Source organism: Pseudomonas sp. NPDC096950, from assembly GCF_044762525.1.
GTDB lineage: Bacteria > Pseudomonadota > Gammaproteobacteria > Pseudomonadales > Pseudomonadaceae > Aquipseudomonas.
This window is the reverse complement of the sequence record NZ_JBIWEL010000002.1, coordinates 274,669-300,842: the sequence shown is the minus strand read 5'-3', so window position 1 is coordinate 300,842 and position 26,174 is coordinate 274,669. Positions and strand designations below refer to the sequence as shown.

Below are 26,174 nucleotides of genomic sequence, written 5' to 3'. Positions count from 1 at the left end.
TTGTGTGATACCGCATTGCCGCTTCAGGGCGGCGCTGATGAGCACTATCGAAGGCTGGCTGATAACCGTCTAATCAATGATTGAGATACGGCGATAGCCTCGGGTTATGGCAAGCCCTGTTTTCTGGGTGTTTTACGCCGGGCCGCTTTCAACGACTTTCCTCTCAAAAGGCTCTGGCGCAAAGCCTTCAGCGGGAATCACCGATTTGCCTGCCTTGACCTATAACCCCAGGCTATCGGTGTATGTATTGTTTTGACTAGACGCCGACCCCGGTCCTTCACACACTCAGGCCAGGCTTGCAGCTTCCAAGCGTCGACAAGCCACTTATAACAACTACAAAAAAACGAGGCCCTTCCATGCGAAATGCATTCGTCCGTCGCACATCCCGTCTGTTTCTTGGCTGCACGCTGGTCGCCGCCGGCGCCCTTCCCGCTCTCGCTTACGCCTGGCAACCGGACAAGAATGTCGAAATCGTCGTGGCCGGCGGTCCCGGTGGCGGCACTGATCAACTTGGCCGGCTGATCCAGTCGATCATCACCACCCACAAGTTCCTCGACGTAAATACCATCGTCCTCAACAAGGGCGGCGGCAATGGCGCCGAAGCATTCCTCGACCTGAAAATGAACAAGGGCGACCCGGAAAAACTGGTGATCGGCACCAACAACATCTACCTGTTGCCGCTGGTGTCCAAGCTTGGTTATCAATGGCAAGAACTGACCCCCGTCGCGGCCCTGGCCGAAGATGACTTCATCCTCTGGAGTTACAAGGATGCGCCGTGGAAGGATGCCAAAGGCTTTTATGAAGCGGTCAAGGCTGACCCGTCGAACCTGCGCATGGGCGGCAGCCAGTCCAAGGATGTCGACCAGACCCTGACCCTGCTGCTGAACCAGACCACCCATAGCAAACTGGTGTACATCCCGTTCAAGAGCGGCAGTGAAGCCGCGACCCAACTGGCCGGCAAACACATCGCCGCCAACGTCAACAACCCCAGCGAAAGCATCAGCCAATGGCGCGGCGACCAGGTCGAACCGCTGTGCGTTTTCAGTAAGGAACGCATGGCCTACACCGAGAAGGTAGCGGGCGACAAATCCTGGGCCGACGTTCCGACCTGCCACGAACAGGGCCTGGGAATCGATCAGTACCGCTTCCCGCGCACCGTGTTCATGCCCGGCGACGTCACTGCCGAGCAGCGGGCGTTCTATGTCGAGCTGATGCGCAAAGTCACCGAGACCCCGGAGTTCAAGGCCTACGTCAAACAGAACGCGCTGGTGCCGACCTTCCTCGAAGGCGAGCCGCTGACCGCCTACATTGAAAAGGACACAGCCCGGGTCACGCCGGTCTTCAAAGAAGCCGGCTGGCTGAAAAACTGAGTTGTCCACGGCCGTCACCTCTGGAGGTGCTTTCATGTCCCATTCTTCGGATTCACCGGCGCTGGTCGGCACCCGCTGGGTCGAACTCGGCCTGGCAGTCTTCACCGCGCTGATCGGCGTGGTGGTGATGTTCGGCAGCGTCGAACAAGGTATCGGCTGGGGCGATTCCGGCCCCGAGCCGGGTTACTTCCCCTTCTACATCGGCCTGATGCTGAGCGCCGCCAGCGTGGCCAACGGCGTATTGACCGTGGTGCGCTGGCAAGCCCTGGGCATTGCGTTTGTCAGCCGTAGCGCGTTCAAGCAAGTGGTGTCGGTGTTCGTCCCGATTGCGCTGTTCGTCGGTGCGATGCCGTTCACCGGCATCTACGTGTCCTCGGCCTGTTTCATCGCCTGGTTCATGTGGCGCGACAAGGTCCGGGTCAAACCCTATGGCAAGTGGATGATCGGCACGGTGTCACTCGGTGCAGTGCTCGCCAGTTACCTGATTTTCGCGTTGTGGTTCAAGGTCCCGCTGGATGCCGGCCCGATGGGCGACTGGATTGCCCTGGCCGGGAGAAATTTCAAATGAGCGAGTTCGATTCCCTGCTGCAAGGCATGAACCTGATCCTGACCCCGGGCCACATCGGCCTGATGGTGATCGGCGTGCTGCTGGGCATCCTGGTCGGCGTATTGCCCGGCCTAGGCGCCCCGAATGGCGTGGCATTGCTGTTGCCGCTGACCTTCACGATGTCTCCGGTGTCGGCGATCATCCTGTTGTCGTGCATGTATTGGGGCGCGCTGTTCGGCGGCTCGATCACCTCGATCCTGTTCAACATCCCCGGGGAGCCCTCATCGGTGGCGACCACGTTCGACGGCTACCCGATGGCCCGGGAAGGTCGCGCCGCCGAAGCACTGACCGCGGCCTTCAGCTCGGCCCTGATCGGCGCGCTGGCCGGGGTGTTGTTGCTGACGTTCCTCTCGACCCGGATCGCGGCGTTCGCCATGTCGTTCAGTTCGCCGGAGTTCTTCGCGGTGTACCTGTTGGCGTTCTGCACCTTTATCGGCATGAGCAAGAACCCGCCGCTGAAAACCGTGGTGGCGATGATGATCGGTTTCGCCATGGCGGCGGTCGGCATGGACACCGTGTCTGGCAACCTGCGCCTGACCTTCGATCAACCGGCATTGATGACCGGCATCAGTTTCGAAGTGGCGGTGATCGGCCTGTTCGGCATCGGTGAAATCCTTTGCACCGTCGAAGAAGGTCTGGTGTTTCGCGGCGAGCATGCGCGGATCACGCCGATGATCATCCTGCGCACCTGGGCCAAGTTGCCGCGTTACTGGTGGACGATTGTGCGCAGCACGTTGGTCGGTTGCTGGATGGGCATTACCCCCGGCGGGCCGACCGCTGCCTCGTTCATGAGCTACAGCCTGGCCCGGCGTTTCTCGAAGAACCGCGACAACTTCGGCAAGGGTGAGCTCGAAGGCGTGATCGCCCCGGAAACCGCCGACCACGCCGCTGGCACCAGCGCCCTGCTGCCGATGCTGACCCTGGGCATTCCAGGCTCGGCGACCGCCGCGGTGATGCTCGGTGGCTTGATGATCTGGGGCCTGCACCCAGGCCCGACGTTGTTCGTCGAGCAGCATGATTTTGTCTGGGGCCTGATCGCCAGCATGTACTTGGGTAACGTGGTGAGCCTGATTGTGGTGTTGGCCACCGTGCCGCTGTTCGCCTCGATCCTGCGCATTCCGTTCTCGATCATTGCGCCGATTATCATCATGGTCTGCGCCATCGGCGCTTACTCGGTGCATAACTCGTTCTTCGACGTGGTGCTGATGCTGGGCTTCGGCGCGCTGGGTTATCTGTTCAAGAAACTCGGCTACCCGATCGCACCGCTGGTGCTGGCCGCCGTGCTGGGCGACAAGGCTGAAGATGCGTTTCGCCAGTCGATGCTGTTCTCCGACGGCCACCTGGGGATTTTCTGGTCCAATGGGCTGGTGGGCAGCCTGACCACGGCAGCCCTGCTGATGCTGTTCTGGCCGTTGATTTCCAAAGTGCTTGGGGCGTTGACGGGCCTGCGCAAACCACCGGTCAGCAAAACCAAATCGGTGCTGTGACACGGCAATGCTGGCAACGCCTGACATTTGTTGTCAGGCTTGCCGCAGTCTTTTTTGCGAGCACGGCCCATGACCCGAATTCCAGAAGCTAACGTGATCCACAGTCGACTGCGTCTGCGCCAACTGCGGCTGATGCTGGCGTTACAGGAATTCGGCTCGTTGCGCCGCGCCGCCGATCACATCGGCATGACCCAACCAGCGGCGACCAAGATGCTGCACGAAGCCGAGGATTTGCTCGGCGTCGAGCTCTTCGAACGCCTGCCTCGGGGCATGCGCTCCACCCCGTTCGGGGAAACCGTCATTTATTACGCGCGCATGGTGTTTGCCGAACTCAGCGGCATGCGCGAAGAATTGGTCGCGCTGGAATCCGGCAACCTCGGCAGGGTCGCGGTCGGCGCGATTCCGGCGCTGGCCTCGGGGCTATTGACCCGCACCATCGCGACCTTGAAACAAAGCCACCCACGCTTGTCCATGAGCATCCAGGTCGACACCAGCGACGTGCTGGTGCAGGCGTTGTTGCAGGATCAACTGGATATCGTTTTGGGGCGGATCCCCGCCGGTGCGCGGGCCGAGGAGTTGCTGTTCGACAGCCTCGGTGAAGAAGCCTTGTGCGTGATCGCCGGCGCGCAGAATCCACTGGCGCAAGAGAAGAACCTGAGCTGGGCGGAGTTGCAGAACATGACCTGGGTGCTGCAACAACATCCAAGCCCGATGCGCGCGATCATCAATCAGGTGTTCCACAACGCGCGGGTCGACATCCCCAACAGCATCGTTGAAACCACGTCGATCATGACCTTGCTGTCGTTGATCCAGCAGACCGACATGCTCGGCGTCACGCCCGTGTCAGTGGTCGAGGATTATGCCGGCCGTGATTTGCTCGCCGTGTTGCCGATCAAGTTTGAAGCGCGGTTGCCGCCGTATGGGTTAATCACCCGGCGTCATCGCATTCAATCGTCGGCCATGCAGGCGTTCATGAATTCGGTGCGGGCCGAACAGGCGCTGAGCAAATAAAAAAGGCCCGGAACTGGGTTCCGGGCCTTCGCGTTTTCAAGTGGTTTTTCGGAAGACGAAGACCAACCCGACGATGATCAGCAGCATCCCCAGCACGCTCAACAGCGCCAGCCGATTACCGAAGAACAGGTAATCCATCACCGCCGTCACCGCCGGCACCAGGTAAAACAGGCTGGTGACGTTCACCAGATTGCCCCGGGCGATCAGCCGATACAGCAGCAATGTCGCCAACACCGACACCACCAATCCCATCCACAACACCGGCACGATAAAACCGGTGCTGTGTTCAAAATGGAACGGCTGGAACGGTACGAAGATTCCGCAGACCAGCAACCCGGCCAGGTACTGCACCGGCAGCGTGCCGAGGGGATTGTCGGTGATTTGCTTCTGCATGATCGAACCGAAGGTCATGCTCGCCAGCGCCAGCAGCCCAAACAGCATTCCGGCCAGCGACATCCCGGCCAGGCCGATGCCTTGGTAAACCACCATGATCAACCCGGCCAGCCCCAGCGCCAGGCCGAACATTCGGCTGAGCGAGCGCTGCCGCTCCATGATCACCACGGTGAGGATCGGCTGCACGCCCATGATCGTTGCCATCACACCGGGGGTGACCTTCAGGTCCAAGGCCAGCAGATAGAAAATCTGATAAGCCCCCAGCAACACCACGCCTGTAGTCATCGCATACATCATCGGCTTGCCGCCCTTGGGCAGTTTCAGCTTGAGCAACGGCACCAGCAGCACCAGCCCGCACAGGGCAATGACGAAGCGAAACAGCAGAAAGGCAAAGGGTGACGCGTGGGCCAGGCCCCATTTGGAGAAGATCGCCCCGCTGCTCCACAGCAAGACGAACAGGCTCGTGGACGCCGCCGCGAGCGCGGTTTTTTTCGAAAGGACAAACATGAAATACCACCTGTCATCAGGCAAATAAAAGCCAAGTCAGCCGAAGCTGAAGTTCAGTAGTTTTTTTCAGACGGGCATGGGGGAACAGCAGAGAAAGCTGATCAGCCCGAAATGCCGACGCCTGGCGGTGATACGACTGCGCACACCGGCGTGCTACTGACAGGAGGGGGGTAATGACTGATCTGCGCAGGCTGCGGAATCCCGCACGGCACGACGCCAGCGTTGACCGCTGAATCGACTACCGCGTTGATGTGGGATGCAGGCATGGGCTGATCTTTTTTGAGGGCCTGCTGGAGGGAGCAGGCGAGTGGCGACTATAGCCAGTCCGCGACATAGATTGCAACGACTTGGTCAAAGGGCCAGTAGCGACAGCTCCGTATGAGCGCCCTACCCTTCAAAGGAATGGATCAACCCGCCAACGGGGGACATGGAATGCACGAGATCACATGCCAAGGGAACGGACGCACATTCGGTATCAGTTATATAAATCGAGGGCTAGGAATCTTGCTGCAACCAGCGCTGCTCAGTTGCAGCATCGACTGAACCAGGCTGGCCCAACGAAAACTGATCTATCACAGGTTCGGTTCGAAGCCATCAATGCACAGGCTCTGGATGCTTGCGAACGCTGGGAGGATCCACACTTTTTATGGGATGAGGTCATAGGATGGAAAGCTAAGGAGCCTTTGTCTCTGGATATTGCCATCTGGTTCGACGAGGAGCTTTGCGGACTATGCTTTGCGAATCCGAACAACAGTCGGCAACGAATCCGCATCGTGCGATTGGAAGGGCGACCGGGGGAAGCACATCCTTTAAAACGCCGTATTGCGACACTGGCGATGATGGCGATTGACCGGTATGCGCAAATTTTAGGCAGCAAGTACATTGAGGTTCAGGAACCGCTGGAAGGGGCCATTTCTGTTTATCAACAACTCGGCTTTGCATTTGATTCTGAAGGTCGACTTGTCATTGCCGTGGAGGGTCTAGTATTGTGAAAACTGCTCAATTAATGATCAGAACCGGAGGGAATATGCGCAAAGCGATTAAAAAATCCCCCATAAAAAAACGATCGTCCGAAACACAAAACAAGCCAGTCACTGCAGAGCTATCAGCAAATCAACGTCGTTTTTTGCAGATACTTGTTGAGGGCATCGAAGGCGAACCTGACGTGCTCGCCGGGCGCCGATAACATCGGCGAAAAAAAACCGCTCCAATGAGCGGTTTTTCATTTCTTGCCCGCAATCACCCGAACAACCAATACCCCAACAACGTCAACACCACCACCGCCAATACCGGTCGCAGTACGCGATAGGCCTTGGGATGCCGACGTTTCCACTGTTTCACCACGCCGCTGAACTTGTCGCTGGAGTTCTTGCTCCAGGCGTAGGCCTGGTTGATACCGCCAACGCGCTCATCGTCGAGGTTTTGCGGGGCGGTGGCGCGACCGAGCAGGCCACTGACCCAGCGGTTGATGCGGGTCATGATGCGGTTGCTCAGTGGTCGTTCGATGTCGCAGAACAGAATGACCCGAGTCTTTTCGGTTTCGTTCTTGACCCAGTGTACGTAGGTCTCATCGAACATCACGTCTTCGCCGTCACGCCAGGCGTAGACCTGGCCATCGACAAAGATGCGGCAATCGTCGGAGTTCGGCGTCGACAACCCCAGGTGATAGCGCAGGGAGCCGGCGAACGGGTCGCGGTGCGGGTTGAGATGGCTGCCGCCCGGCAACAAGGCAAACATGGCGCCCTTGACGTTGGGGATGCTGCTCACCAGCGCCACGGTTTTTGGGCACAGAGCTTCGGCCGATGGCAAGGGTTTGTCGTACCACTTGAGGTAGAAGCGCTTCCAGCCCTTCTTGAAGAACGAGCCAAATCCGGCATCGTTGTTCTTTTCGGCGGCGCGGATATAGCCCTCGTCGAACAGGTGCATGGCTTCGTCGCGGATGACTTCCCAGTTGTCCCTGAGCACATCCAGTTCCGGAAACTTGCTGCGGTCCAGGTAGGGCTTGGACGGAACACCGGAAAACAGGTACATCAAGGCGTTATAAGGTGCGAACAACGCCGAGTGATTGACGAACTGCCGCAGGACCGGCAGACGTGCCTTGCCGCGCAAATGCACATAGAGCGTACTGCCGAGGAATAACAGCAACACCGACGCTTTCGCGGCCAGGGAAAAGGTCATCAACGACTCCTTGAGAATAGGCAACTTTGCACCGCGCCATTTACCCGACGTGGCAGCCGGCCATGATAACCACTACCGGCCCGGGGAAAAACCCACATAACTGAACATTCAGTGTTAAGGATTGCGCAACAAAGCACTTATTAACATAAGGTTCCTGAACGAAGGCTGACCTGAATCAGCCTTCCTTTTGCTAGATCAAAAACCAGATCAAAAGATCGCAGCCTTCGGCAGCTCCTACGCGCCTATGGGCGCAGCCGCAGGCGATCTTTTGATTTCTCGGTTATTGCTGGGTTTCTGCCTCCGTAAACAAATCACTGAACAACATGCTCGACAAGTAACGCTCACCGGAGTCCGGCAGGATCACCACGATGGTCTTGCCCTGCATTTCCGGGGTTTCGGCCAGGCGAACCGCCACCGCCATCGCCGCACCACACGAGATACCGCACAAAATCCCTTCTTCCTGCATCAGGCGCAGGGCCATGGCCTTGGATTCGTCATCGGTCACCAGTTCGACCCGGTCGACGATCGACAAATCGAGGTTTTTCGGCACAAAACCGGCACCAATGCCCTGGATCTTGTGCGGGCTCGGCTTGATTTCTTCACCGGCCAGTTTCTGGGTAATCACCGGCGACGACACCGGTTCCACGGCCACCGAGAGAATCGGTTTGCCCTGGGTATTCTTGATATACCGCGAAACACCGGTAATGGTTCCACCGGTTCCGACGCCTGCCACCAACACATCGACCGCACCGTCGGTATCGTTCCAGATTTCCGGGCCAGTGGTCTTTTCGTGGATGGCCGGGTTGGCCGGGTTTTCGAACTGTGCCGGCATGAAATATTTGGCCGGGTCGCTGGCGAGAATGTCCGCTGCCTTTTCGATCGCGCCCTTCATGCCCTTGGCCGGCTCGGTCAGCACCAGTTCAGCGCCCAAAGCCTTGAGCACCTTGCGCCGTTCGATGCTCATGGACGCCGGCATCGTCAGCATCAGCTTGTAGCCACGGGCGGCGGCGACAAACGCCAGGCCGATGCCGGTGTTGCCCGACGTCGGCTCCACAATGGTCATGCCAGGCTTGAGTTTGCCGGTGCTTTCGGCGTCCCAGATCATGTTCGCGCCAATCCGGCACTTGACCGAATAACCGGGGTTGCGCCCCTCGATCTTGGCCAGGATCGTCACGCCACGCGGCGCGATGCGGTTGATCTGCACCAGCGGCGTATTGCCGATGGAATGGGCGTTGTCAGCAAAAATACGACTCATGGCTGGGTCCTTATGCAGCGTTGAATAAGCGTTCCAAGGTATGCCTGTTGCCGATGGTCGTCCAGTCGGGTCGAACGTCCGCAGACGCTCGTAGTCAATGGCTGTACACCGCCAAGGAATTGCCATCATGAAGCGTCGATACAGTTGGCCCCTATGGACCGTCGCCGGCCTTGTTGTATTGCTGGTTGCCCTTGACATCGCCCTGCCCTACCTGGTGCGCAACTACCTGAATGACAAGTTGGCCGACATGGGCGACTACCGTGGCCAAGTCACCGACGTAGACCTCGCCCTGTGGCGCGGCGCCTACAAAATCAACGGACTGAAGATCGTCAAGGTCGACGGCAAAGTCCCTGTCCCCTTCGTTACCGCGCCGCTGATCGATCTTTCGGTCAGTTGGCATTCGCTCTGGTACGACCATGCCGTGGTGGCCGAGGTGCAGTTCATCCAGCCCGAAGTGAACTTCGTCGACGGCGGCGCCAACAAGCAAAATTCCCAGACCGGTCGAGGCACCGACTGGCGTGCTCAATTGAGCAAATTGTTGCCGATCACGCTCAACGAAGTGCGAATCGACGACGGAAAAATCAGCTTTCGAAACTTCAGCTCTTCCCCGCCCGTAAACATGAACGCCACCCAGGTCAACGCGAGCCTCTTTAACCTGACCAACGTGGTCGACACCGAAGGCAAGCGCGACGCCCGCTTCGAGGGCAAGGCCCTGCTGCTGGGCCACGCCCCGCTGGAAACCACCGCCACCTTCGATCCCCTGAGCAACTTCGAAGACTTCGAATTCCGCCTGCGGGCCAAGGACATCGAACTCAAACGCATGAACGACTTCGCCTCGGCCTACGGCAAATTCGACTTCAACGCCGGCCACGGCGACGTGGTGATCGAAGCCGAAGCCAACAAGGGCCAGCTCAAGGGCTACATCAAACCGCTGCTGCGAGACGTCGAAGTGTTCAACTGGCAGCAGGACGTCGAGAACAAAAACAAAGGAATCCTGCGCTCCGTTTGGGAAGCCATCGTCGGCAGCACCGAAACCGTATTGAAAAACCAGCGCAAGAACCAGTTCGCCACCAAAGTCGAACTCAGCGGCAACGTACACCAGCAAGATATCAGCGCGTTCCAGGCGTTTTTACAGATTTTGCGCAATGGTTTCGTCCAGGCGTTCAATGCGCGGTATGAACAGCCAAAGCCGGATGCGGGTTAAGGTTTACGAGTGACGGTATAGCGACCGGTTTCCTCGGCTGCTGCCAATGCTGAAGGTCGTCGCTGCAAGGAGTCCCAGCCCAGGCAAGCCAAGGCCAATGATTTGGGTACCGCTTCGCGTCCGCTGCTGTAGCGGCTGATACTGCGGGCACTGACGCCCAGCGCTTCGGCGGCTTGATTCAAGGGCAACCCGGTGCGAGCACGCCAATCGATGAAGATTCGGGTGTTTTCGTCGGCCGCGTTTTGCGCCAGGGCATCCAGATACAAAGAATCCGCACCAATCTGAATATCCGGCTCGGCCCATTCCACAGTCCAACCATCATCGCCGAGTGCGGCATCCTCAAAGACGCGAACCTCAAGCAACGGTTGCAACCCTGGATAAGCGTACAAATCGCGGCTCAAATTCAGCGTTAGTTGTTGCCCGTCGATAAAGGTCAACGCCAGGCGGTATTCCGGTAAAGCCTTTACCGCCGTCAGCCGGGGTCGCTTCATGGGTAACATCGTTTCCAGTCCTCCAGCAATTCCACCTGATGAGTTCCCACCCATTCCAATGCTTCCCTGAGAATCAGCGGTGGCGCCCTTCCTGCCATCACTTCGACGGTCTCGAGGCTAAGCATCACGTCCAGCCCGCCACCGGTTAGGTAGACATGGGGCGGTGGGTGATCCTTCTCACGCAACTGAATGCGGTATTTGTCGCGAAATCGGTATTTAGTAGACATACCGCAAAGCCTATCGCCAAATCGGCGATACCTGAATGCTGGCCTTGCGCCGAGACTGAGTCAAGATGTGACGCCCCATTCAGAGACTGAATAACCCGTCTGCGTTCACAGTCGACCGGGCAGCGCGTTATAGTCGGGGCATCACATTTATTCCGTCCCGCCCTGCCCGTTCAGGTCGGCGCTACCGTTCGAGGATTAGCAGATGAAGTTCGAAGGCACCCAGGCCTACGTCGCCACCGATGACCTGAAGCTGGCGGTCAACGCCGCCATCACCCTGGAGCGTCCGCTGCTGGTCAAGGGCGAGCCGGGTACTGGCAAGACGATGCTGGCCGAGCAACTGGCCGAGTCCTTTGGCGCCAAGTTGATTACCTGGCACATCAAATCCACGACCAAGGCGCATCAGGGCCTGTACGAGTACGACGCGGTGAGCCGTCTGCGGGATTCGCAGTTGGGCACGGAAAAGGTCCACGACGTTCGCAACTACCTGAAAAAGGGCAAGCTGTGGGAAGCCTTCGAATCCGACGAGCGGGTGATCCTGCTGATCGACGAAATCGACAAGGCTGACATCGAGTTCCCGAACGACTTGCTGCAAGAACTCGACAAGATGGAGTTCTACGTTTACGAGATCGACGAGACCATCAAGGCCAAGAAACGTCCGATCATCATCATTACCTCCAACAACGAAAAAGAGCTGCCGGACGCGTTCCTGCGCCGTTGCTTCTTTCACTACATCGCCTTCCCGGACCGCGTCACGATGCAGCGGATCGTCGACGTGCACTACCCGGACATCAAGAAAGACCTGGTCAGCGAAGCGCTGGACGTGTTCTTCGATGTACGCAAAGTGCCGGGCCTGAAGAAGAAGCCGTCGACCTCCGAACTGGTGGACTGGCTCAAACTGCTGATGGCCGACAATATCGGCGAAGCGGTGCTGCGTGAACGCGATCCGACCAAGGCCATCCCGCCGCTGGCCGGGGCCTTGGTGAAGAACGAACAGGACGTGCAATTGCTTGAGCGTCTGGCGTTCATGAGCCGTCGCGGCTCTCGCTAAGCATTCATAAGGGCGATCGCCATGCTGCTCAACCTGTTCAATGAAATGCGCGCCGCCAAGGTGCCGGTCTCGGTGCGCGAGCTGCTGGACCTGATCAACGCGCTGAAACAGCGCGTGGTCTTCGCCGACATGGACGAGTTTTATTACTTGGCCCGGGCGATCCTGGTGAAGGACGAAAAGCATTTCGACAAGTTCGACCGGGCCTTCGGTGCCTACTTCAATGGCCTGGAAAAACTCGACGATCATCTTCAGGCGTTGATTCCCGAAGACTGGCTGCGCAAGGAATTCGAACGTTCCCTGAGCGATGAAGAGCGGGCGCAGATCCAGTCCCTCGGCGGCCTCGACAAGCTGATCGAAGAGTTCAAGAAACGCCTGGAAGAACAGAAGGAACGCCACGCCGGCGGCAACAAGTGGATCGGCACCGGCGGCACCAGCCCGTTCGGTTCCGGCGGTTTCAACCCGGAAGGCATCCGGGTCGGCGATGCCGGCAAGCGCCAGGGCAAAGCAGTCAAGGTCTGGGACCAGCGAGAGTACAAGAACCTCGACGATTCGGTGGAACTCGGCACGCGCAACATCAAGGTCGCCCTGCGTCGGCTGCGCAAGTTTGCTCGTCAGGGCGCGGCGGAAGAGCTGGATATCGATGGCACCATCGACCACACCGCTCGCGACGCCGGCCTGCTGAACATCCAGATGCGGCCGGAGCGGCGCAACACCGTCAAGCTGTTGCTGCTGTTCGACATCGGCGGCTCGATGGACGCCCATGTGAAGATTTGCGAGGAGTTGTTCTCGGCCTGCAAGACCGAGTTCAAGCATCTGGAGTACTTCTACTTCCACAACTTCGTTTATGAGTCGGTGTGGAAGAACAACATGCGCCGCACGTCCGAGCGTTTTTCGACCCAGGATCTGCTGCACAAGTACGGCGCCGACTACAAAGTGATCTTCATCGGCGACGCAGCCATGGCGCCCTACGAAATCACCCAGGCCGGCGGCAGCGTCGAGCACTGGAACGAAGAGCCGGGCTACTTGTGGATGCAGCGGTTCATGGAGAAGTACAAGAAGTTGATCTGGATTAACCCGTATCCGAAAGATACGTGGGGCTATACCTCGTCGACCAATATCGTGCGGGACTTGATTGAAGACCGGATGTATCCGCTGACGCTGCGGGGGTTGGAGGAAGGGATGCGGTTCTTATCCAAATAATCTTCTTTGCCTGTCAGGGCCCCTTCGCGAGCAAGCCCGCTCCCACATTGGTCTAGTGCAAGACACAGATCCAGTGTGGGAGCGGGCTTGCTCGCGAAGCTTTTAGCGGCCTGAAAACCGCCGCAGATAGGCGACCTGCTCCCGATGCGCCACATCCTGCACCACTGGCCGCAACCGCACCTTCGCCCCCGGCAAACACTGCGCCAACCGCGCCAACGCCAACGGCGTCAACGCGCCCAATCGCGGATAACCGCCAATGGTCTGTCGATCATTGAGCAACACGATCGGCTGCCCGTCCGGCGGCACCTGCACCGCGCCGAGCGGGATGCCTTCGGAGATCATCGGTTTGCCCTGGTATTCCAGCGCCGTGCCCAGCAGGCGAATGCCCATGCGATCGGCGCGGCTGTCCAGCGCCCAGACGCTGTTGAATGCGTCGAACAGACTCTGCCCGCTGAACGCGCCGATCTGCGCGCCGAGCACCAGGTCCAGCGGCGTATCGAGTTTGAAATCCGGGATGTGCTCCTGCGGTAACTCCCGCAGCAGGATCAACGGACTGCCCGAATAACTCAGCTGCGCATCCTTGGCCAACGGCCGGCCCATGCCATCGAGCCCGCCGAGTTCCTCACGGACCACCGTCGCACTGCTGCCCAACACTTTCGGCGCATCAAACCCGCCCGGTGCGGCGAGATAGGCCCGCGCCCCCAGCAACGGCTGGGAGAACTGCAAGCGCTGGCCTTTTTGCAGCCGGAAACTGCGCCACGGTGCCAACGCCTCGCCATTCACTTGCGCGCCCAGATCCGCCCCGGCCAGCGCCAGCACGCAGTCTTCCTCGGCCACCACCGTAAACCCGCCGAGGGTGATTTCGATCACCGGCGCATCCAACCCGTTGCCCAACAGCCAATTGGCCCACGACATCGAGCGCCAATCCAGCCCGCCGCCCTGGGTCACGCCCAGATGCCGCACGCCGAATCGACCCGCATCCTGCAACAGGCACAGCGGCGTACTCGCTTCAATTCTCAGACGGCTCATGCCTGGGCCTCCAGTGGCGTATCGTCGCCGCCCAGATTGATGAACTCGGCGTGGCTGACGGCTTCGAAGCGCACCGTGTCGCCGGGTTGCATCAGGCTGTAGCCGTCCCGTTCGCGGTCGAACAGTTTGGCCGGGGTGCGGCCGATCAGGTTCCAGCCACCGGGGGACACCACCGGGTAAGCGGCGGTTTGCCGCTCGGCAATTCCCACACTCCCCGCTGCCACTTTCTTGCGCGGCGTGTTCAGACGCGGCGCGGCGAGGACTTCTTCCACCAAACCCATAAAAGCAAACCCCGGCGCGAAGCCCAACGCGAACACCTGATACTCACGCTCGCTGTGACGACGGATCACTTCGTCCACCGCCAGCCCGCTGCGCTGCGACAACAGGCTCAGTTCCGGGCCGACGCTCACGTCGTACCAGACTGGTAACACATGGCATTTGCCCGTGGTGCTGGCGTTGGGCGACAGATCGATCAACGCCTCGGCAATCAATTCCCGAGCCTGGGCCGGACTCAACGCAGTCAGGTCGTAATGCACCATCAGCGTCGTATAAGACGGCACCAGGTCGATCAAATGCCCGGCAAACGCGGCGCGCAGACTTTCACTGGCCGCGAGCATCCACGGCATGTTGGCTTCGGCGATTTCATCGAACAGACGCACCATCAGGCAGTCCAGCGCCACCACTTCGACCCTTGGTTTCATGACGCGCTCTGCTGATTCAAGGCCTGGCGGATACGCTGCACGGCGGCCACCGAACTGGCGTTGTCGCCGTGTACGCACAGGGTGTTGGCCTGTAAATGCAAGGCGCTGCCGTCATTGGCCGTGAGGTGATCGCCACGGGCAATGATCAGTGCCTGTTCGATAATTTTCTCCGGATCGTGATGCACCGCGCCCGGCAGTTGCCGCGAAACCAGCATGCCGGCGCTGTCGTAGGCGCGGTCGGCGAAGGCTTCGAACCACAGGGTCACACCATACTCATCGCCCAATTGCTGCGCGGCGCTGTTGTCGCGGGTAGCCATCAGCATCAGCGGCAAGGTGCGGTCGTAAGCCGCCACGGCCTGGATCACCGCACGCAATTGCGCCGGGTTGGCCATCATGTCGTTGTACATCGCGCCGTGGGGTTTGACGTAGCTGACTTTGCCGCCCTGAGCCCGGCAGATGCCGTCGAGGGCGCCGATCTGGTAATGCAGGATGTCCTGCAGTTCTTGGGCGGTATACGCCATGGAGCGGCGGCCAAAGCCGACCAGATCCTGATAGGCCGGGTGCGCGCCGATCTGTACGCCGTGGCTCAGGGCCAGGCTGACAGTCTTGCGCATGATGCTCGGGTCGCCGGCATGAAAGCCGCAGGCGATGTTGGCGCAATCAATGAAGGGCATGACCTCGGCGTCCAGACCCATGGTCCAGTTGCCGAAGCTCTCGCCGATGTCGCAGTTCAATAGCAGGCGGCTCACGGTGAACACTCCTGTAGGCATATTCTTTTTTTACTGCCGGATAGATACGCAGCAGATTATCAGTTACTCGGCGTCCAGTTGCTTGCCACGGGTTTCCGGCAGGCTCAAGGCGGCGAGGATCACGACCCCGTAGGACACCGCCGCAAACGCCCCGATACCGACGCTCAGCGGCACTTTCTGGCTGAGCAAGCCGATCAACAGTGGAAACAACGCGGCCAGCGCCCGGCCGATGTTGTAGCAGAAACCCTGGCCCGAACCGCGAATCCGCGTCGGGAACAACTCAGTCAGGAATGCGCCCATGCCGCTGAAAATCCCCGAGGCAAAGAACCCCAGCGGGAAGCCCAGCCACAGCATCACCGTGTTACTGACCGGCAATTGGGTGTAGAGCAAAACGATGGTGAACGAGCCGACGGCGAACAGGATGAAGTTCTTCTTGCGCCCGAGGATGTCGGTCAAATAGGCGCTGATGACGTAGCCGATGTAGGAACCGACGATCACCATCGCCAGATAGCCGCTGGTGTTGAGGACGCTCAAACCGCGCTCGTTCTTCAGGAAGGTCGGCAGCCATGAGGTAATCGCGTAGTAACCGCCCAGTGCGCCGGTGGTCAGCACCGAAGCGCGGATTGTGGTGAAGAGGATGCCGGGGGCGAAGATCTCGTAGAACTTCGCCGGGTTGCTTGGCTCTTGCTTGGCCTTGGCTTCGCGGTAGATTTCCGGGTCCTTGACCAGTCGGCGGACGAAAATCACGAAAATCGCCGGGACGATGCCGAGGATAAACAGCGCACGCCAGGCGTCTTCCGGCGGCAGTACCGAGAACAGCAGTGCATACAGAATCGCCGTCAGCCCCCAACCCAGCGCCCAACCCGATTGCACCATGCCCACCGCTTTGCCACGGTCCTTGGCGCGAATCACTTCGCCCATCAGCACTGCGCCGGCGGTCCATTCACCGCCGAAACCGAAGCCCATCAAGGTGCGGCTGATCAGCAGTTGTTCGTAGTTTTGCGCGAAGCCGCAGAGGAAGGTGAAGAAGGCGAACCACAGCACGGTCAGTTGCAAGGTGCGCACGCGGCCGATGCGGTCGGAGAGAATCCCCGCCACCCAGCCGCCGATGGCCGAGGCGATCAGGGTGCTGGTGTGAATCAGCCCCGCTTCACCGGTGGTAATGCCCCACATGGCAATCAGGGTCGGCACCACGAAACTGAGCATCTGGGTGTCCATGCCGTCCAGGCCATAGCCGATCTTGCAGCTCCAGAAGGTGCGGCGTTCCTGTTTGTTGATGTTGCGATACCAGTCGAAAGGTCCCGGGCGAGTCGTTGCCTTAGGGATGTCGAGGGTGTCGGGCGCACTCATGGCAAGTCTCCGTACATATTTTATTGGTATTGTTCTGAGCCCCGACGACGCCTATCGTGGGAACCGGATGGCCTGATTTTTGGGCGCCCGGCCCTGCGGCGTCCAACTAATAAAAACCCGCCCTAGACATAAGAATTCTTTATCCCCGAGCAAATCCCATGAATTTGAAGTTCCTCGAGACCTTTGTCTGGGTCGCCCGACTCAAGAGTTTTCGCCTGACCGCGGACAAGCTCTTCACCACCCAGGCGTCGATTTCCAGCCGCATCGCGGTGCTCGAAAGCGAGCTCGGGGTGAAGCTGTTCCTGCGCGATTCCCGGGGTGTGAGCCTGACGCCGGAAGGCCTGAAAGTGCTCGAATACGCCGAGCAGATGATGGACACCATGCAGGCGCTCAAGCAGTCGATCGAGACCCGCTCGAGCAAGGTCGGACGGGTGCGCATCGGCGTGATGGACACGGTGATCCACACCTGGCTAAGCCCGTTGGTGGCGCAGATGATGGATCACTATCCACTGGTGGAAATCGAGCTGGTGGCGGATACGTCGCTCAACCTCTGCGATCAGCTGCACAAAGGCTTTCTCGACCTGATCCTGCAAACCGATCTGTTGCGCCAGGAATCCGTGCGCAGCCTGGAACTGGCCAGCCACCCGATGGGCTGGATCGTCGCCAGCAATTCCATCTACAACCGCGAGTATTCAGGCGTGGCCGACCTGGCCCGTGAGCGGATCATCACCTACTCGAAAAACTCCCATCCGCATCAGGATGTTCTGGCGTTGATGCAGGCCAACGGTGTGATGACGCCACGGCTGAACTGCGTGAACTCGGTGTCGGCGATTACACGGTTGCTGCGGGACGGTTTTGGCATTGGCGCGTTGCCGCCGGTTTTGGTGGCCGAGGAACTGGCGCGGGGGGAATTGACCTTGCTGGCCATCGACCAACGGCCACCGAATTTGCAGGTGGTGGTGTCGTGGCGAGTCGGGGTGGAATGGGTCGAGGAGATTGTGACGTTGTGTCAGCAGGTGTTGGAGGGGTATGCGCGTAAGGTGGGTGAGGGTTACATCGTTTTGGCCAACTGACCCCTTGATCGTTCCCACGCTCTGCGTGGGAATGCCTCAACGGACGCTCCGCGTTCGGCTTTGAATGGGACGCGGAGCGTCCCGGGCTGCATTCCCACGCGGAGCGTGGGAACGATCAATCTTTAGTGGATCAAAGGCCCCGCACATCCCGATCTTCAATCGGCCGGCTCTGGCGCAGGCGTTTGCCGCCCAGCACCACCCAGTCGATCAACCGGAACAGGCATTCAATGCCGAACGACAGCAGCAACGCCCCGCTCATGCCCCAGATCATCGCTTCCGGGGTCAGCAATATCTGGTAGCTATAGCCGTTCCAGGTTTCCTTGCGGATGTCCGGATCAGCGGCCAGTGCCACTTGCAGGAAGCGGATGTACCACGGGCCTTGCATGGCCTGGAACTGTTTATCGAGGGCAATCTGACGGGTGAGCAGGTTGCTCAGGCTGTCGGCATCGCTGCGAAAGATCGGGTCTTCACTCGCCCGATAATGCGCGACCAAGGCCTGCATATCGCCTTTGAAGAACTGATTGGCGGTGCCCTGAAAACCACTCAAACCGGTCTGCGCCTCAATCAGGTGCGCTTCGACCCGCTTGGCGTAATCGCTGATGAACCCCGGCACCTGGACACCGATCAACAGGCCCGCCGCGAACAACACCAGCCGTAGATAACTGAGCAACATGGGGGTAAGTCCTTATTCGGTCTTGCCCTGGCTGACGCATTCGCCGCGCCGCCAGAGGCTCCATTGGCCCGGTTCGTAGCGGGTCCAGGTTTCGTTTTCGGTCAAAGGCTCGGTGGCGATCACTGTGACCACGTCGTTGGGCGTGGTTTCGGCCTGGAAGTCGACGATCACATCGACGTCCTTCAGGCGCGCCGGGCCGAACGGTGCGCGGCGGGTAATCTGCGCCAGTTTGGTCGAGCAATAGCAGAACAGCCAGTCGCCGTCGCTAAGCAGGCAGTTGAACACGCCTTTGCTGCGGTATTCGGCGCAAGCGGCCACCAGGTCTGGCAGCAGTTCTTCGATTTCCACCGGTTCCGGGAACGCCGCGCGTACGCGGTTGAGCAAGTCGCAGAACGCCGCTTCGCTGTCGGTATCGCCGACCGGGCGGTAAAAACTCTTGATCGGTTCGAAATCCGCGAGCTGGCCGTTGTGGGCGAAACACCAGTTACGGCCCCACAACTCGCGCACGAACGGGTGGGTGTTGGACAGGCAGACTTTGCCGACGTTGGCCTGGCGGATATGCCCGATCACCACTTCGCTCTTGATCGGGTAGCGTTGCACCAGATTGGCGACTTCGGATTCGCAACTCGCCGCCGGGTCCTGGAACAGGCGCAGGCCACGACCTTCATAAAAGGCGATGCCCCAGCCGTCACGGTGCGGCCCGGTACGCCCGCCGCGCTGCATCAGCCCGGTGAAGCTGAACACGATATCGGTCGGGACATTGGCGCTCATGCCCAATAACTCACACATGCTCGGACTCTCGCTGAAAGGCAGGGGCAAAGTTACAAACGCGGTTCGATGCGCGAACGCTGGGGGTTGTTCGGGATCGGTGGACGGCCATAACGATCGTCGCCGGCCACGCCAAACGGTTGTTCGTCTTCATAGTCGTCAGGCTTGATCGCGGCCTTGGCGGCGGCAGCCTGTTCCTTGCGGGCGTTGGCGGCACGTTCGATGGGCCAGCGGATCAGCACCAGGAGCAGGTACAGGCCGAAGGCGATCATGCCGTACATGAACAGATCGGAAATCGCCCGCCAGGCGTTGTTGCCCACCTTGAACGCCAGGTCCAGCGCGGTAATGGCGATGGCTGGGGCGACTTTTTCCTTCACCGGGTCGATGATGGTCGGGCTGAACAGCAACACCGCCATCAGCAGCCGCAGCGGCTCACGCAGGTAGCGCCACATCCAGCGGGTCAAGCGCATCCACACCAACAGGCAGCCTAAAGCGGCAAAGGCGTAGAGGCCCCAAGCGATCAGATAGTCGTTCTCGGTCATGGTGTCCATGGCAAGGCAGGCAAAGAGGCGCTTATAGTAACGACTTTTCGCCTGTCCGGCTTGTCCCAATACCAGCCTGCTACGCGCAGCCCCTGTGGGAGCGGGCTTGCTCGCGAAAGCGGAGTGTCAGCCAACAGAAATGTTGAATGTGCCGGCCCCTTCGCGAGCAAGCCCGCTCCCACAGGGATCTGCAGCGGCATCAAGACCTGCGAACCCTTATTCCGACCATCGTCCGAGAGCCCTTCATGCCCTTATCCGCCAACGTCACCAGCGCCCCGATTGCCCGCAAGGACGAAGGGGGTGACCCGTATGCCTGGCTCCAGGAGCGCGACACCGACGCGGTGCTCGACTACCTGAAGGCTGAAAACAGCTACCAAGAGGCACAAACCGCCGATCAGGCCGGGTTGCGTGAAACCCTGTTCGAAGAGATCAAGGGCCGGATTCTCGAAACCGACCTGTCCCTGCCCTCCCCGTGGGGCCCATACCTGTATTACACCCGCACCACGGCGGGTGACGAGTACGCTCGTCATTACCGCTGCCCGCGCCCGGCGGATGACAGCCTGGTCATCGACGAAAGCCAGGAACAATTGCTGCTGGACCCCAACGAACTGGCCAATGGCGGTTTTTTCTCCCTCGGCGCGTTCAGCATCAGCCCGGACCACCAGCGTCTGGCCTACAGCCTCGACACCACGGGCGACGAGATTTACACGCTGTTTGTGAAGGAATTGTCCAACGGTCGTGTCAGCGAACTGGAATTCCAGGACTGCGACGGCAGCATGACCTGGGCCAACGACAGCGTGACGCTGTTCTTCGGCGAACTCGACGACACTCATCGCCCGCACAAGCTGATGCGTTATCGCCTCGACGGCACGGCGGCCGAAGAAGTGTTCCATGAGCCGGACGGCCGCTTCTTCCTGCATTGCTACCGCTCCAGTTCGGAACAGCAATTGCTGCTGTCCCTGGGCAGCAAGACCACCAGCGAAGTCTGGGTGCTCGATGCCTTCCAGCCGCACCAGGCCTTTACCTGTCTGGCGCCACGGGTCGAGGACCACGAATACGACGTCGACCACGGCGCCCTCGATGGCGAATGGACCTGGTTTATCCGCACCAACCGCGACGGCATCAACTTCGCCCTGTACACCGCCCTCGATACCGGCGTGGCGCCGACCGAGGCCGACTGGCAGAACTTGATCCCCCACAGCGACACCGTGATGATCGAAGGCCTGAGCCTGAACGTTGAAGCCGTGACGTTGAGCCTGCGCGAGGGTGGCCTGCCGATCATCGAGGTGCGCCCACAAGGCCTGGCGTCTTATCGCGTGCAATTGCCGGACGCGGCCTACAGCCTGCATGTGCAAAACAGCCTGGAATTCGTCAGCGACCGGATTCGCCTGCGTTACGAGGCGTTGAACCGTCCGGCGCAGGTTCGTCAGCTGGAACTGGCCACGGGCGAACAGAAAGTCCTCAAGGAAACCCCGGTGCTCGGCCCGTTCGACGCCGACGCCTACGTCAGCCAGCGCCTGTGGGCCACAGCGCCGGACGGTACGCAGGTGCCGATCAGCCTCGTCGTTAAACGCGAAGCGCTCGGTCAACCGACGCCGCTGTATCTGTACGGCTATGGCGCCTACGGCGAAAGCCTCGACCCGTGGTTCTCCCACGCCCGCCTGAGCCTGCTGGATCGCGGCGTGGCGTTTGCCATCGCCCACGTGCGCGGCGGCGGTGAACTGGGGGAAGCCTGGTACCGCGCCGGCAAGCAGGAACACAAGCACAACACGTTCAGCGACTTCATTGCCTGCGCCGAACACTTGATCGCCAAGGGTTTCACCACCGCGCCGCACTTGGCGATCAGCGGTGGCAGTGCCGGGGGTTTGCTGATCGGCGCGGTGCTGAACCAGCGTCCGGAGCTGTTCGCGGCGGCGATTGCCGAAGTGCCGTTCGTCGACGTGCTCAACACCATGCTCGACCCGGATTTGCCGCTGACCGTCACCGAATACGACGAATGGGGCAATCCTGAAGAGCCGGACGTCTATGATCGGATCAAGGCCTACGCCCCGTACGAAAACGTGACTGCCCAGGCGTATCCGGCGACCCTGGTGATCGCCGGCTACAACGACAGTCGCGTGCAGTACTGGGAAGCGGCCAAGTGGGTGGCGAAATTGCGCGCGACCAAAACCGACGACAATCCCCTGCTGCTCAAGACCGAACTGGGCGCCGGGCATGGCGGGATGAGCGGGCGTTACCAGGGATTACGTGACGTAGCCCTCGAATACGCATTTGTTTTCCAGGTTTTGGGGATTGCGTGAGGAACTTGGCTTGGTGTTCCGGTCTTAAACCCTGACACCGGGCTGGCTAAAACAAATATCCCCCTGTGGGAGCGAGCCTGCTCGCGAAAGCGGTATGTCATTCAACATTGATATGAATGTGCTGACCTCTTCGCGAGCAGGCTCGCTCCCACAAGGGATCTGCCGTGTGCCACACCACCCGAACCCGCAACAAACCACAAGAAAAAGACCGTGACGACATGTCAGAACCGACCTTACTGAACAACGAAATCCGCGACTGGCTGATGGACTGCGGCCTGTTCGATCAACTGCTGCCGGCCGACTTCGCTGCGGCTTCCGGTTATTTCAGCATCAGCACCATTGCCCAGGGCGAAGAGATTTTCCACGAGGGCGATGCCGGCAGTTTCATGTGCATCATCCACACCGGCCAGGTGTCGGTGCAGAAGACCAACAGCGACGGGCAAACGGTGGTCATGGCCACCCTGCGCAGCGGTCGGGCGTTCGGCGAGATGGCCGTGCTCGATGGCGAGCGGCGCTCGGCCAGTTGCGTGGCGGCGAGCAATTGCCAGTTACTCAACCTGGGCAAGGACTCGCTGGAAAAGATGCTCAACGACGCACCGAAGATCGCCGCCAAGATCATCCGCGCCCTCGCCGTCTCCCTGTCCAAACGCCTGCGCATGGCTGATGGGCAACTGTTGTCCCAGCAGGTCTAACCGCCCGGCGATTTGATTTTCGTGCTGTTCGGCTCAAGGCCCGGCAACGGCTGGTCCTTGGACGGCGGGCTGGGCATTTCGATCGGCACGAGTGGCGGGCCGCCGCTGCCAATCCCGGTCCGAGGCACGCTGGTGGGGGTGATTTGCGGGTACGGCGTGGGGGTCGCGGTGCCGGGCGAACCGGCCATCGGCGCCGGGCTGGTGGGGATGGTTTGCTGCTCCTGGGCCTGCACTGCAGTTATCGAGAGCGCGGCCAAGGCAATGACCGTTAGAATGGTGCGCTTCATCAATGGCTCCGTTGGCCTTGTTGTCTGCTTGCAGGCTACTCCCAACTGCGTCCGTTTGCCTTATGCCAATTTTTTCCAAGAGCCCGCCATGAAACGTTTCGTTCTGCTCGACACCGCCCCCATCCCTGAAAACGGCGGTGCCCTGTGCCTGTTCGAATACGGCGAGGACTTCGTCATCAAGATCCAGGGTGGCGACGGCGGGCAATTGATGAACACCCGTATGCACGGCTCCGAAGACGCCCTGGCCGAGATCCCGTGCCGCAAGGTCGCCGGCCGGCCGAACTCCCGCGTGTTGATCGGCGGTTTGGGCATGGGCTTCACCCTCGCCTCCGCCCTCAAGCACCTGGGCAAGACCGCTGAGGTGGTGGTCGCCGAACTGGTGCCCGGCGTGGTCGAGTGGAATCGCGGGCCGCTCGGTGAAAAGGCCGGCAATCCGCTGCTCGACCCACGCACCGTGATTCGCATGGAAGACGTGGCCAAAGTGCTGCAAGCCGAGCCCCAGGGTTTCGACGCGATCATGCTCGACGTCGACAACGGCCCCGAAGGCCTGACCCAGCGCGCCAACAGTTGGCTTTACTCGTCTGGCGGCCTGAGCGCCTGCGCCAAGGCCCTGCGGCCAAAAGGCGTGCTGGCGGTGTGGTCGGCCAGCGCTGACAAGCAGTTTTCTGACAAGTTGAAAAAGGCCGGTTTCAAGGCCGAAGAAGTCCAGGTCTTCGCCCACGGCAACAAAGGCACGCGCCACACGATCTGGATTGCCGAGAAGCTCAAGGGCTGAGCTAAACTGAGTTCATAACCGTCATTAGTCTTTTACAAAGGTGAACCCATGAGTTCGTCCACCCCGACCAATACCTCGAAGCTGGATCGCATCCTTGCCGACAACCAGCGCGACAAGGAAATGGGTTACCGCGATAAAGCCCTGAAGATGTACCCGCACGTGTGCGGCCGCTGCGCCCGTGAATTCTCCGGCAAGCGCCTCAGTGAACTGACCGTGCACCACCGCGACCACAACCACGACAACAACCCCCAGGACGGTTCGAACTGGGAGCTGTTGTGCCTGTATTGCCACGACAACGAACACTCGCGCTACACCGATCAGCAGTATTTCGACGAAGGCTCGCTGAGCAGTCCGAAAATCGCCAAGGCAACGCACAACCCGTTTGCGGCGCTGGCCGGTTTGATGAAGAAAGAAGACTGACAGGTAAAAAAAGGCCCGCATGCGGGCGGGCCAAAAAAACAAACCAAAGTCAGTGGGCAATCAGCGATCGCTAGCCGTCACTCGTTGCTCACTGCGGCCATTGTTACCGACCAAAAACCGTTGATAAACTCCCGAAAACGAGATGCTTAGTCGCTCACAGGGAGACAATAATGGAACGCACCGATGCTTCATTTCCCGACATTGCGGCATTTGTCGGCGTCGCTCAAACCGGCAGCTTCACTCGGGCAGCCGAGAACCTTTCCACCAGCAAATCCAATATCGGCAAGGCTGTTCAGCGCCTGGAAGCACGGCTCGGCACCAAACTGTTCCAGCGCACCACCCGCGCCGTGCGCCTGACCGAAGACGGCGAAACCTATCTCGTCGCCGCCCAGGCTGCGCTGGATGGCCTTCGCGATGCCGCCCAGGCGTTGGCCGCCCGCAAAGACGAGCCGATCGGCCGTGTACGACTCGACATTCCCTCGGGCTTTCGCCAACTGTTTCTACCCACCATTTCCGAACTTCGTACCCGCTATCCCCAGGTAACGCTGGAATTGTCCATGACTGATCGCATGTCGGATGCGGTAGGTGAAGGCTGGGACATTGTGGTCCGGGCCGGCGAGCTTCCTCAAGACAGCGAAATGACCGTGCGCAAGTTGTGCAACATCACGCTCAGCCTGTACGCGTCTCCCGACTATTTGGCCCGCCATGCGCCGATCGAAACGTCCGCAGACCTCGTTCATCATGAAGCCGTCATTTTCCGCGGTTTTACCGGGCGACTGCGCCCATGGTCGTTGTCCGAGAATGGCCATGTTCGAGAACTGTCGCCGACTCCGGTGCTGGTTGTGTCTGACGGACAAGCCCTGATCGACGCAACGGTCGTCGGGCTCGGCATCGCGCAAATCTTCGACAAGGTTGCCCAACCCTACGTGGAGTGCGGCAGGCTGGTACGCGTGCTTCCAGCCGTCGACACCGCCGGCCCGCCGGTCCATGCCTTGATCCCACTGGGGCATCGAATGCCGGCGAAAACCCGCGCCGTGCTCAATTATCTGGCAGATCGCTTGCGAGAGCCCGCTTGAACATCACGATTTACCGAGCTGTAAAAAAGGGTCGCAGCGTTGACTGCGACCCTTTCTGATTCCAACGGAATCCGGCTCAGGCAGATTTGCGTTCCTCGTGCACGGCGACAATCTCGGCTTCGTCTTTCAGGGCTTGCTTTACCGAAGCGCGGGCATCGATACGCGCCTTGTAGGCCATCAGGTTTTTCAGGTGGGTAATCGGTGCGCCGGAACGCTCATGCCACCACGTACCGAAAACATAAGCATCCGCCACGGTGAAGACATCGCCGGTCAGATACGCGCGGCCATCGGCCAAGCGCTGATCGAGCACGGTGTAGGCGCTGACCAACTTATTGCGGGTCCATTCGGCGCCATCTTCGGTCATCAACTTGCGCATCAAGGGAATGTGCTTTTGCGCAATTTCGGTGGCCAGGAAGGTCAGCAATTGATCGAACTTGACCCGTTCCAGAGTACCGCGTGCCGGTGCAAGCTCGGACTCTGGATGTTGGTCGGCAAGGTAAGAGGAAATGGTGATGGTTTCGGACAACAAGTCTTTCTGATCATTGTCGAGAACCAGTACCGGAACATAACCCAGTGGATTTATTTCGGCGAAGTTGTCGTCGTTGGAAGTGGTCTTGCCGAAGACATCGTAATGAATCAATTGCGGCTTCAGACCCAGCTCATTAGCAATGATCTGGACAGTTTGGGAGCAGGTTTGATTGGCAATATAGAGCTTGATCATGGGGGTTATTCCTGAAAAGTCATTGGGTGTGTCGAAGCCT

30 protein-coding genes are annotated in these 26,174 nt (G+C 59.8%); 15 read left to right on the top strand and 15 right to left on the bottom strand.

Annotated elements, in window-relative coordinates; all coding sequences use genetic code 11:
* The first annotated feature begins 356 nt into the window (after positions 1 to 356).
* The 4 genes from ACIQY3_RS05875 (at position 357) to ACIQY3_RS05860 (ending at position 4,475) form a co-directional block, all read left to right on the top strand.
* Positions 357 to 1,370, top strand: a complete 1,014-nt coding sequence (locus ACIQY3_RS05875) for a Bug family tripartite tricarboxylate transporter substrate binding protein (protein WP_403017963.1) — start codon at positions 357 to 359, stop codon at positions 1,368 to 1,370.
* Positions 1,371 to 1,404: 34 nt separating this feature from the next.
* Positions 1,405 to 1,938, top strand: a complete 534-nt coding sequence (locus ACIQY3_RS05870) for a tripartite tricarboxylate transporter TctB family protein (protein ID WP_403017962.1) — start codon at positions 1,405 to 1,407, stop codon at positions 1,936 to 1,938.
* Positions 1,935 to 3,464 carry a tripartite tricarboxylate transporter permease gene (locus ACIQY3_RS05865; protein WP_403017961.1) on the top strand — a complete coding sequence of 510 codons (1,530 nt, stop codon included), beginning with the start codon at positions 1,935 to 1,937 and terminating at the stop codon, positions 3,462 to 3,464. The genes ACIQY3_RS05870 and ACIQY3_RS05865 overlap by 4 nt, the downstream gene beginning before the upstream one ends.
* Positions 3,465 to 3,533: 69 nt before the next feature.
* A complete protein-coding gene (locus ACIQY3_RS05860; protein WP_054615823.1) occupies positions 3,534 to 4,475 on the top strand; it encodes a LysR family transcriptional regulator in 942 nt (313 codons plus the stop codon).
* Positions 4,476 to 4,511: 36 nt separating this feature from the next.
* On the opposite strand, the gene ACIQY3_RS05855 is transcribed toward ACIQY3_RS05860, so the two are convergent.
* Both ACIQY3_RS05855 and ACIQY3_RS05850 read right to left on the bottom strand, forming a co-directional pair.
* A complete protein-coding gene (locus tag ACIQY3_RS05855) occupies positions 4,512 to 5,375 on the bottom strand; it encodes a DMT family transporter (RefSeq protein WP_403017960.1) in 864 nt (287 codons plus the stop codon).
* A 101-nt stretch (positions 5,376 to 5,476) separates the two neighbouring features.
* Positions 5,477 to 5,641: a hypothetical protein gene (locus ACIQY3_RS05850; RefSeq protein ID WP_403017959.1), complete on the bottom strand. Its 165-nt coding sequence runs from the start codon at positions 5,639 to 5,641 to the stop codon at positions 5,477 to 5,479.
* A 180-nt stretch (positions 5,642 to 5,821) separates the two neighbouring features.
* On the opposite strand from ACIQY3_RS05850, the gene ACIQY3_RS05845 reads away from it, so the two are divergent.
* Both ACIQY3_RS05845 and ACIQY3_RS05840 read left to right on the top strand, forming a co-directional pair.
* Positions 5,822 to 6,367 (top strand): hypothetical protein, encoded by a 546-nt coding sequence (locus tag ACIQY3_RS05845; protein WP_403017958.1) that lies wholly within the window; start codon positions 5,822 to 5,824, stop codon positions 6,365 to 6,367.
* A gap of 35 nt (positions 6,368 to 6,402) precedes the next feature.
* On the top strand, positions 6,403 to 6,561 hold the full coding sequence (locus tag ACIQY3_RS05840) for a hypothetical protein (protein ID WP_403017957.1): 159 nt from the start codon (positions 6,403 to 6,405) through the stop codon (positions 6,559 to 6,561).
* 53 nt (positions 6,562 to 6,614) lie between these two features.
* On the opposite strand, the gene ACIQY3_RS05835 is transcribed toward ACIQY3_RS05840, so the two are convergent.
* Positions 6,615 to 7,553, bottom strand: coding sequence for an aspartyl/asparaginyl beta-hydroxylase domain-containing protein (locus ACIQY3_RS05835; RefSeq protein ID WP_403017956.1), 939 nt, complete (start codon positions 7,551 to 7,553; stop codon positions 6,615 to 6,617).
* 280 nt (positions 7,554 to 7,833) lie between these two features.
* Positions 7,834 to 8,808 carry a cysteine synthase A gene (cysK, locus tag ACIQY3_RS05830; protein ID WP_403017955.1) on the bottom strand — a complete coding sequence of 325 codons (975 nt, stop codon included), beginning with the start codon at positions 8,806 to 8,808 and terminating at the stop codon, positions 7,834 to 7,836.
* Positions 8,809 to 8,935: 127 nt separating this feature from the next.
* Between cysK and ACIQY3_RS05825 the strand changes: the two genes are divergently transcribed.
* Positions 8,936 to 10,012 (top strand): DUF748 domain-containing protein, encoded by a 1,077-nt coding sequence (locus ACIQY3_RS05825; protein WP_403017954.1) that lies wholly within the window; start codon positions 8,936 to 8,938, stop codon positions 10,010 to 10,012.
* Here ACIQY3_RS05825 and ACIQY3_RS05820 read toward each other — a convergent pair.
* Positions 10,009 to 10,512 (bottom strand): DUF2442 domain-containing protein, encoded by a 504-nt coding sequence (locus ACIQY3_RS05820; RefSeq protein ID WP_403017953.1) that lies wholly within the window; start codon positions 10,510 to 10,512, stop codon positions 10,009 to 10,011. The two genes, ACIQY3_RS05825 and ACIQY3_RS05820, sit on opposite strands and share 4 nt — an antisense overlap.
* Complete coding sequence (locus ACIQY3_RS05815; protein WP_403017952.1) at positions 10,500 to 10,730, bottom strand: DUF4160 domain-containing protein; 231 nt, start codon at positions 10,728 to 10,730, stop codon at positions 10,500 to 10,502. The genes ACIQY3_RS05820 and ACIQY3_RS05815 overlap by 13 nt, the downstream gene beginning before the upstream one ends.
* Positions 10,731 to 10,932: 202 nt before the next feature.
* Here ACIQY3_RS05815 and ACIQY3_RS05810 point away from each other — a divergent pair, with 202 nt between their 5' ends.
* Complete coding sequence (locus ACIQY3_RS05810; protein WP_163908972.1) at positions 10,933 to 11,778, top strand: MoxR family ATPase; 846 nt, start codon at positions 10,933 to 10,935, stop codon at positions 11,776 to 11,778.
* Positions 11,779 to 11,799: 21 nt separating this feature from the next.
* Positions 11,800 to 12,978 (top strand): VWA domain-containing protein, encoded by a 1,179-nt coding sequence (locus ACIQY3_RS05805; protein ID WP_054049045.1) that lies wholly within the window; start codon positions 11,800 to 11,802, stop codon positions 12,976 to 12,978.
* A 102-nt stretch (positions 12,979 to 13,080) separates the two neighbouring features.
* Here the strand turns inward: ACIQY3_RS05805 and ACIQY3_RS05800 are convergent, their stop codons facing one another.
* The 4 genes from ACIQY3_RS05800 to ACIQY3_RS05785 form a co-directional block, all read right to left on the bottom strand.
* Positions 13,081 to 14,007, bottom strand: a complete 927-nt coding sequence (locus tag ACIQY3_RS05800) for a biotin-dependent carboxyltransferase family protein (protein ID WP_403017951.1) — start codon at positions 14,005 to 14,007, stop codon at positions 13,081 to 13,083.
* A complete protein-coding gene (locus ACIQY3_RS05795; protein WP_403017950.1) occupies positions 14,004 to 14,708 on the bottom strand; it encodes an allophanate hydrolase subunit 1 in 705 nt (234 codons plus the stop codon). Before ACIQY3_RS05795 ends, ACIQY3_RS05800 begins: the two co-directional genes overlap by 4 nt.
* The gene (locus ACIQY3_RS05790; RefSeq protein WP_401322842.1) at positions 14,705 to 15,457 is read right to left on the bottom strand and encodes a 5-oxoprolinase subunit PxpA; all 753 of its coding nucleotides are present in this window, start codon (positions 15,455 to 15,457) and stop codon (positions 14,705 to 14,707) included. The genes ACIQY3_RS05795 and ACIQY3_RS05790 overlap by 4 nt, the downstream gene beginning before the upstream one ends.
* A gap of 63 nt (positions 15,458 to 15,520) precedes the next feature.
* Complete coding sequence (locus tag ACIQY3_RS05785) at positions 15,521 to 16,807, bottom strand: MFS transporter (RefSeq protein ID WP_403017949.1); 1,287 nt, start codon at positions 16,805 to 16,807, stop codon at positions 15,521 to 15,523.
* Between the two features lie 158 nt (positions 16,808 to 16,965).
* Here ACIQY3_RS05785 and ACIQY3_RS05780 point away from each other — a divergent pair, with 158 nt between their 5' ends.
* Entirely contained in the window at positions 16,966 to 17,880 is a 915-nt protein-coding gene (locus ACIQY3_RS05780) for a LysR family transcriptional regulator (protein ID WP_403017948.1), read from the top strand.
* 130 nt (positions 17,881 to 18,010) lie between these two features.
* Here ACIQY3_RS05780 and ACIQY3_RS05775 read toward each other — a convergent pair whose 3' ends face one another.
* From ACIQY3_RS05775 to ACIQY3_RS05765, 3 genes are read right to left on the bottom strand one after another with little or no spacing between them, the layout of a single operon-like run.
* Complete coding sequence (locus tag ACIQY3_RS05775; protein ID WP_054049029.1) at positions 18,011 to 18,553, bottom strand: DUF2937 family protein; 543 nt, start codon at positions 18,551 to 18,553, stop codon at positions 18,011 to 18,013.
* A gap of 12 nt (positions 18,554 to 18,565) precedes the next feature.
* Complete coding sequence (locus tag ACIQY3_RS05770; RefSeq protein WP_054049027.1) at positions 18,566 to 19,342, bottom strand: class II glutamine amidotransferase; 777 nt, start codon at positions 19,340 to 19,342, stop codon at positions 18,566 to 18,568.
* Positions 19,343 to 19,374: 32 nt separating this feature from the next.
* On the bottom strand, positions 19,375 to 19,872 hold the full coding sequence (locus ACIQY3_RS05765) for an MFS transporter (protein WP_403017947.1): 498 nt from the start codon (positions 19,870 to 19,872) through the stop codon (positions 19,375 to 19,377).
* A 236-nt stretch (positions 19,873 to 20,108) separates the two neighbouring features.
* On the opposite strand from ACIQY3_RS05765, the gene ACIQY3_RS05760 reads away from it, so the two are divergent.
* Entirely contained in the window at positions 20,109 to 22,163 is a 2,055-nt protein-coding gene (locus ACIQY3_RS05760) for a S9 family peptidase (RefSeq protein ID WP_403017946.1), read from the top strand.
* Between the two features lie 218 nt (positions 22,164 to 22,381).
* The gene (locus ACIQY3_RS05755; RefSeq protein WP_213937256.1) at positions 22,382 to 22,855 is read left to right on the top strand and encodes a cyclic nucleotide-binding domain-containing protein; all 474 of its coding nucleotides are present in this window, start codon (positions 22,382 to 22,384) and stop codon (positions 22,853 to 22,855) included.
* Here the strand turns inward: ACIQY3_RS05755 and ACIQY3_RS05750 are convergent.
* Entirely contained in the window at positions 22,852 to 23,142 is a 291-nt protein-coding gene (locus ACIQY3_RS05750) for a hypothetical protein (protein ID WP_403017945.1), read from the bottom strand. The two genes, ACIQY3_RS05755 and ACIQY3_RS05750, sit on opposite strands and share 4 nt — an antisense overlap.
* An 88-nt stretch (positions 23,143 to 23,230) precedes the next feature.
* Between ACIQY3_RS05750 and ACIQY3_RS05745 the strand changes: the two genes are divergently transcribed.
* The 3 genes from ACIQY3_RS05745 (at position 23,231) to ACIQY3_RS05735 (ending at position 25,413) form a co-directional block, all read left to right on the top strand.
* Positions 23,231 to 23,917 (top strand): spermidine synthase, encoded by a 687-nt coding sequence (locus ACIQY3_RS05745; protein WP_123410584.1) that lies wholly within the window; start codon positions 23,231 to 23,233, stop codon positions 23,915 to 23,917.
* Between the two features lie 48 nt (positions 23,918 to 23,965).
* The gene (locus ACIQY3_RS05740) at positions 23,966 to 24,337 is read left to right on the top strand and encodes a YajD family HNH nuclease (RefSeq protein WP_008153129.1); all 372 of its coding nucleotides are present in this window, start codon (positions 23,966 to 23,968) and stop codon (positions 24,335 to 24,337) included.
* Between the two features lie 170 nt (positions 24,338 to 24,507).
* Positions 24,508 to 25,413: a LysR family transcriptional regulator gene (locus ACIQY3_RS05735; RefSeq protein WP_403017943.1), complete on the top strand. Its 906-nt coding sequence runs from the start codon at positions 24,508 to 24,510 to the stop codon at positions 25,411 to 25,413.
* A 76-nt stretch (positions 25,414 to 25,489) separates the two neighbouring features.
* On the opposite strand, the gene ACIQY3_RS05730 is transcribed toward ACIQY3_RS05735, so the two are convergent.
* A complete protein-coding gene (locus ACIQY3_RS05730) occupies positions 25,490 to 26,134 on the bottom strand; it encodes a glutathione S-transferase family protein (protein ID WP_403017942.1) in 645 nt (214 codons plus the stop codon).
* Between the last annotated feature and the right edge of the window lie 40 nt (positions 26,135 to 26,174).

Bases quoted from the DNA above. Each gene is read 5' to 3' on its own strand.
- ACIQY3_RS05875 (WP_403017963.1), top strand. From the start codon at position 357: ATGCGAAATGCATTCGTCCGTCGCACATCCCGTCTGTTTCTTGGCTGC.
- ACIQY3_RS05870 (WP_403017962.1), top strand. From the start codon at position 1,405: ATGTCCCATTCTTCGGATTCACCGGCGCTGGTCGGCACCCGCTGGGTC.
- ACIQY3_RS05865 (WP_403017961.1), top strand. From the start codon at position 1,935: ATGAGCGAGTTCGATTCCCTGCTGCAAGGCATGAACCTGATCCTGACC.
- ACIQY3_RS05860 (WP_054615823.1), top strand. From the start codon at position 3,534: ATGACCCGAATTCCAGAAGCTAACGTGATCCACAGTCGACTGCGTCTG.
- ACIQY3_RS05855 (WP_403017960.1), bottom strand. From the start codon at position 5,375: ATGTTTGTCCTTTCGAAAAAAACCGCGCTCGCGGCGGCGTCCACGAGC.
- ACIQY3_RS05850 (WP_403017959.1), bottom strand. From the start codon at position 5,641: ATGCCTGCATCCCACATCAACGCGGTAGTCGATTCAGCGGTCAACGCT.
- ACIQY3_RS05845 (WP_403017958.1), top strand. From the start codon at position 5,822: ATGCCAAGGGAACGGACGCACATTCGGTATCAGTTATATAAATCGAGG.
- ACIQY3_RS05840 (WP_403017957.1), top strand. From the start codon at position 6,403: ATGCGCAAAGCGATTAAAAAATCCCCCATAAAAAAACGATCGTCCGAA.
- ACIQY3_RS05835 (WP_403017956.1), bottom strand. From the start codon at position 7,553: ATGACCTTTTCCCTGGCCGCGAAAGCGTCGGTGTTGCTGTTATTCCTC.
- cysK (WP_403017955.1), bottom strand. From the start codon at position 8,808: ATGAGTCGTATTTTTGCTGACAACGCCCATTCCATCGGCAATACGCCG.
- ACIQY3_RS05825 (WP_403017954.1), top strand. From the start codon at position 8,936: ATGAAGCGTCGATACAGTTGGCCCCTATGGACCGTCGCCGGCCTTGTT.
- ACIQY3_RS05820 (WP_403017953.1), bottom strand. From the start codon at position 10,512: ATGTTACCCATGAAGCGACCCCGGCTGACGGCGGTAAAGGCTTTACCG.
- ACIQY3_RS05815 (WP_403017952.1), bottom strand. From the start codon at position 10,730: ATGTCTACTAAATACCGATTTCGCGACAAATACCGCATTCAGTTGCGT.
- ACIQY3_RS05810 (WP_163908972.1), top strand. From the start codon at position 10,933: ATGAAGTTCGAAGGCACCCAGGCCTACGTCGCCACCGATGACCTGAAG.
- ACIQY3_RS05805 (WP_054049045.1), top strand. From the start codon at position 11,800: ATGCTGCTCAACCTGTTCAATGAAATGCGCGCCGCCAAGGTGCCGGTC.
- ACIQY3_RS05800 (WP_403017951.1), bottom strand. From the start codon at position 14,007: ATGAGCCGTCTGAGAATTGAAGCGAGTACGCCGCTGTGCCTGTTGCAG.
- ACIQY3_RS05795 (WP_403017950.1), bottom strand. From the start codon at position 14,708: ATGAAACCAAGGGTCGAAGTGGTGGCGCTGGACTGCCTGATGGTGCGT.
- ACIQY3_RS05785 (WP_403017949.1), bottom strand. From the start codon at position 16,807: ATGAGTGCGCCCGACACCCTCGACATCCCTAAGGCAACGACTCGCCCG.
- ACIQY3_RS05780 (WP_403017948.1), top strand. From the start codon at position 16,966: ATGAATTTGAAGTTCCTCGAGACCTTTGTCTGGGTCGCCCGACTCAAG.
- ACIQY3_RS05775 (WP_054049029.1), bottom strand. From the start codon at position 18,553: ATGTTGCTCAGTTATCTACGGCTGGTGTTGTTCGCGGCGGGCCTGTTG.
- ACIQY3_RS05770 (WP_054049027.1), bottom strand. From the start codon at position 19,342: ATGTGTGAGTTATTGGGCATGAGCGCCAATGTCCCGACCGATATCGTG.
- ACIQY3_RS05765 (WP_403017947.1), bottom strand. From the start codon at position 19,872: ATGGACACCATGACCGAGAACGACTATCTGATCGCTTGGGGCCTCTAC.
- ACIQY3_RS05760 (WP_403017946.1), top strand. From the start codon at position 20,109: ATGCCCTTATCCGCCAACGTCACCAGCGCCCCGATTGCCCGCAAGGAC.
- ACIQY3_RS05755 (WP_213937256.1), top strand. From the start codon at position 22,382: ATGTCAGAACCGACCTTACTGAACAACGAAATCCGCGACTGGCTGATG.
- ACIQY3_RS05750 (WP_403017945.1), bottom strand. From the start codon at position 23,142: ATGAAGCGCACCATTCTAACGGTCATTGCCTTGGCCGCGCTCTCGATA.
- ACIQY3_RS05745 (WP_123410584.1), top strand. From the start codon at position 23,231: ATGAAACGTTTCGTTCTGCTCGACACCGCCCCCATCCCTGAAAACGGC.
- ACIQY3_RS05740 (WP_008153129.1), top strand. From the start codon at position 23,966: ATGAGTTCGTCCACCCCGACCAATACCTCGAAGCTGGATCGCATCCTT.
- ACIQY3_RS05735 (WP_403017943.1), top strand. From the start codon at position 24,508: ATGGAACGCACCGATGCTTCATTTCCCGACATTGCGGCATTTGTCGGC.
- ACIQY3_RS05730 (WP_403017942.1), bottom strand. From the start codon at position 26,134: ATGATCAAGCTCTATATTGCCAATCAAACCTGCTCCCAAACTGTCCAG.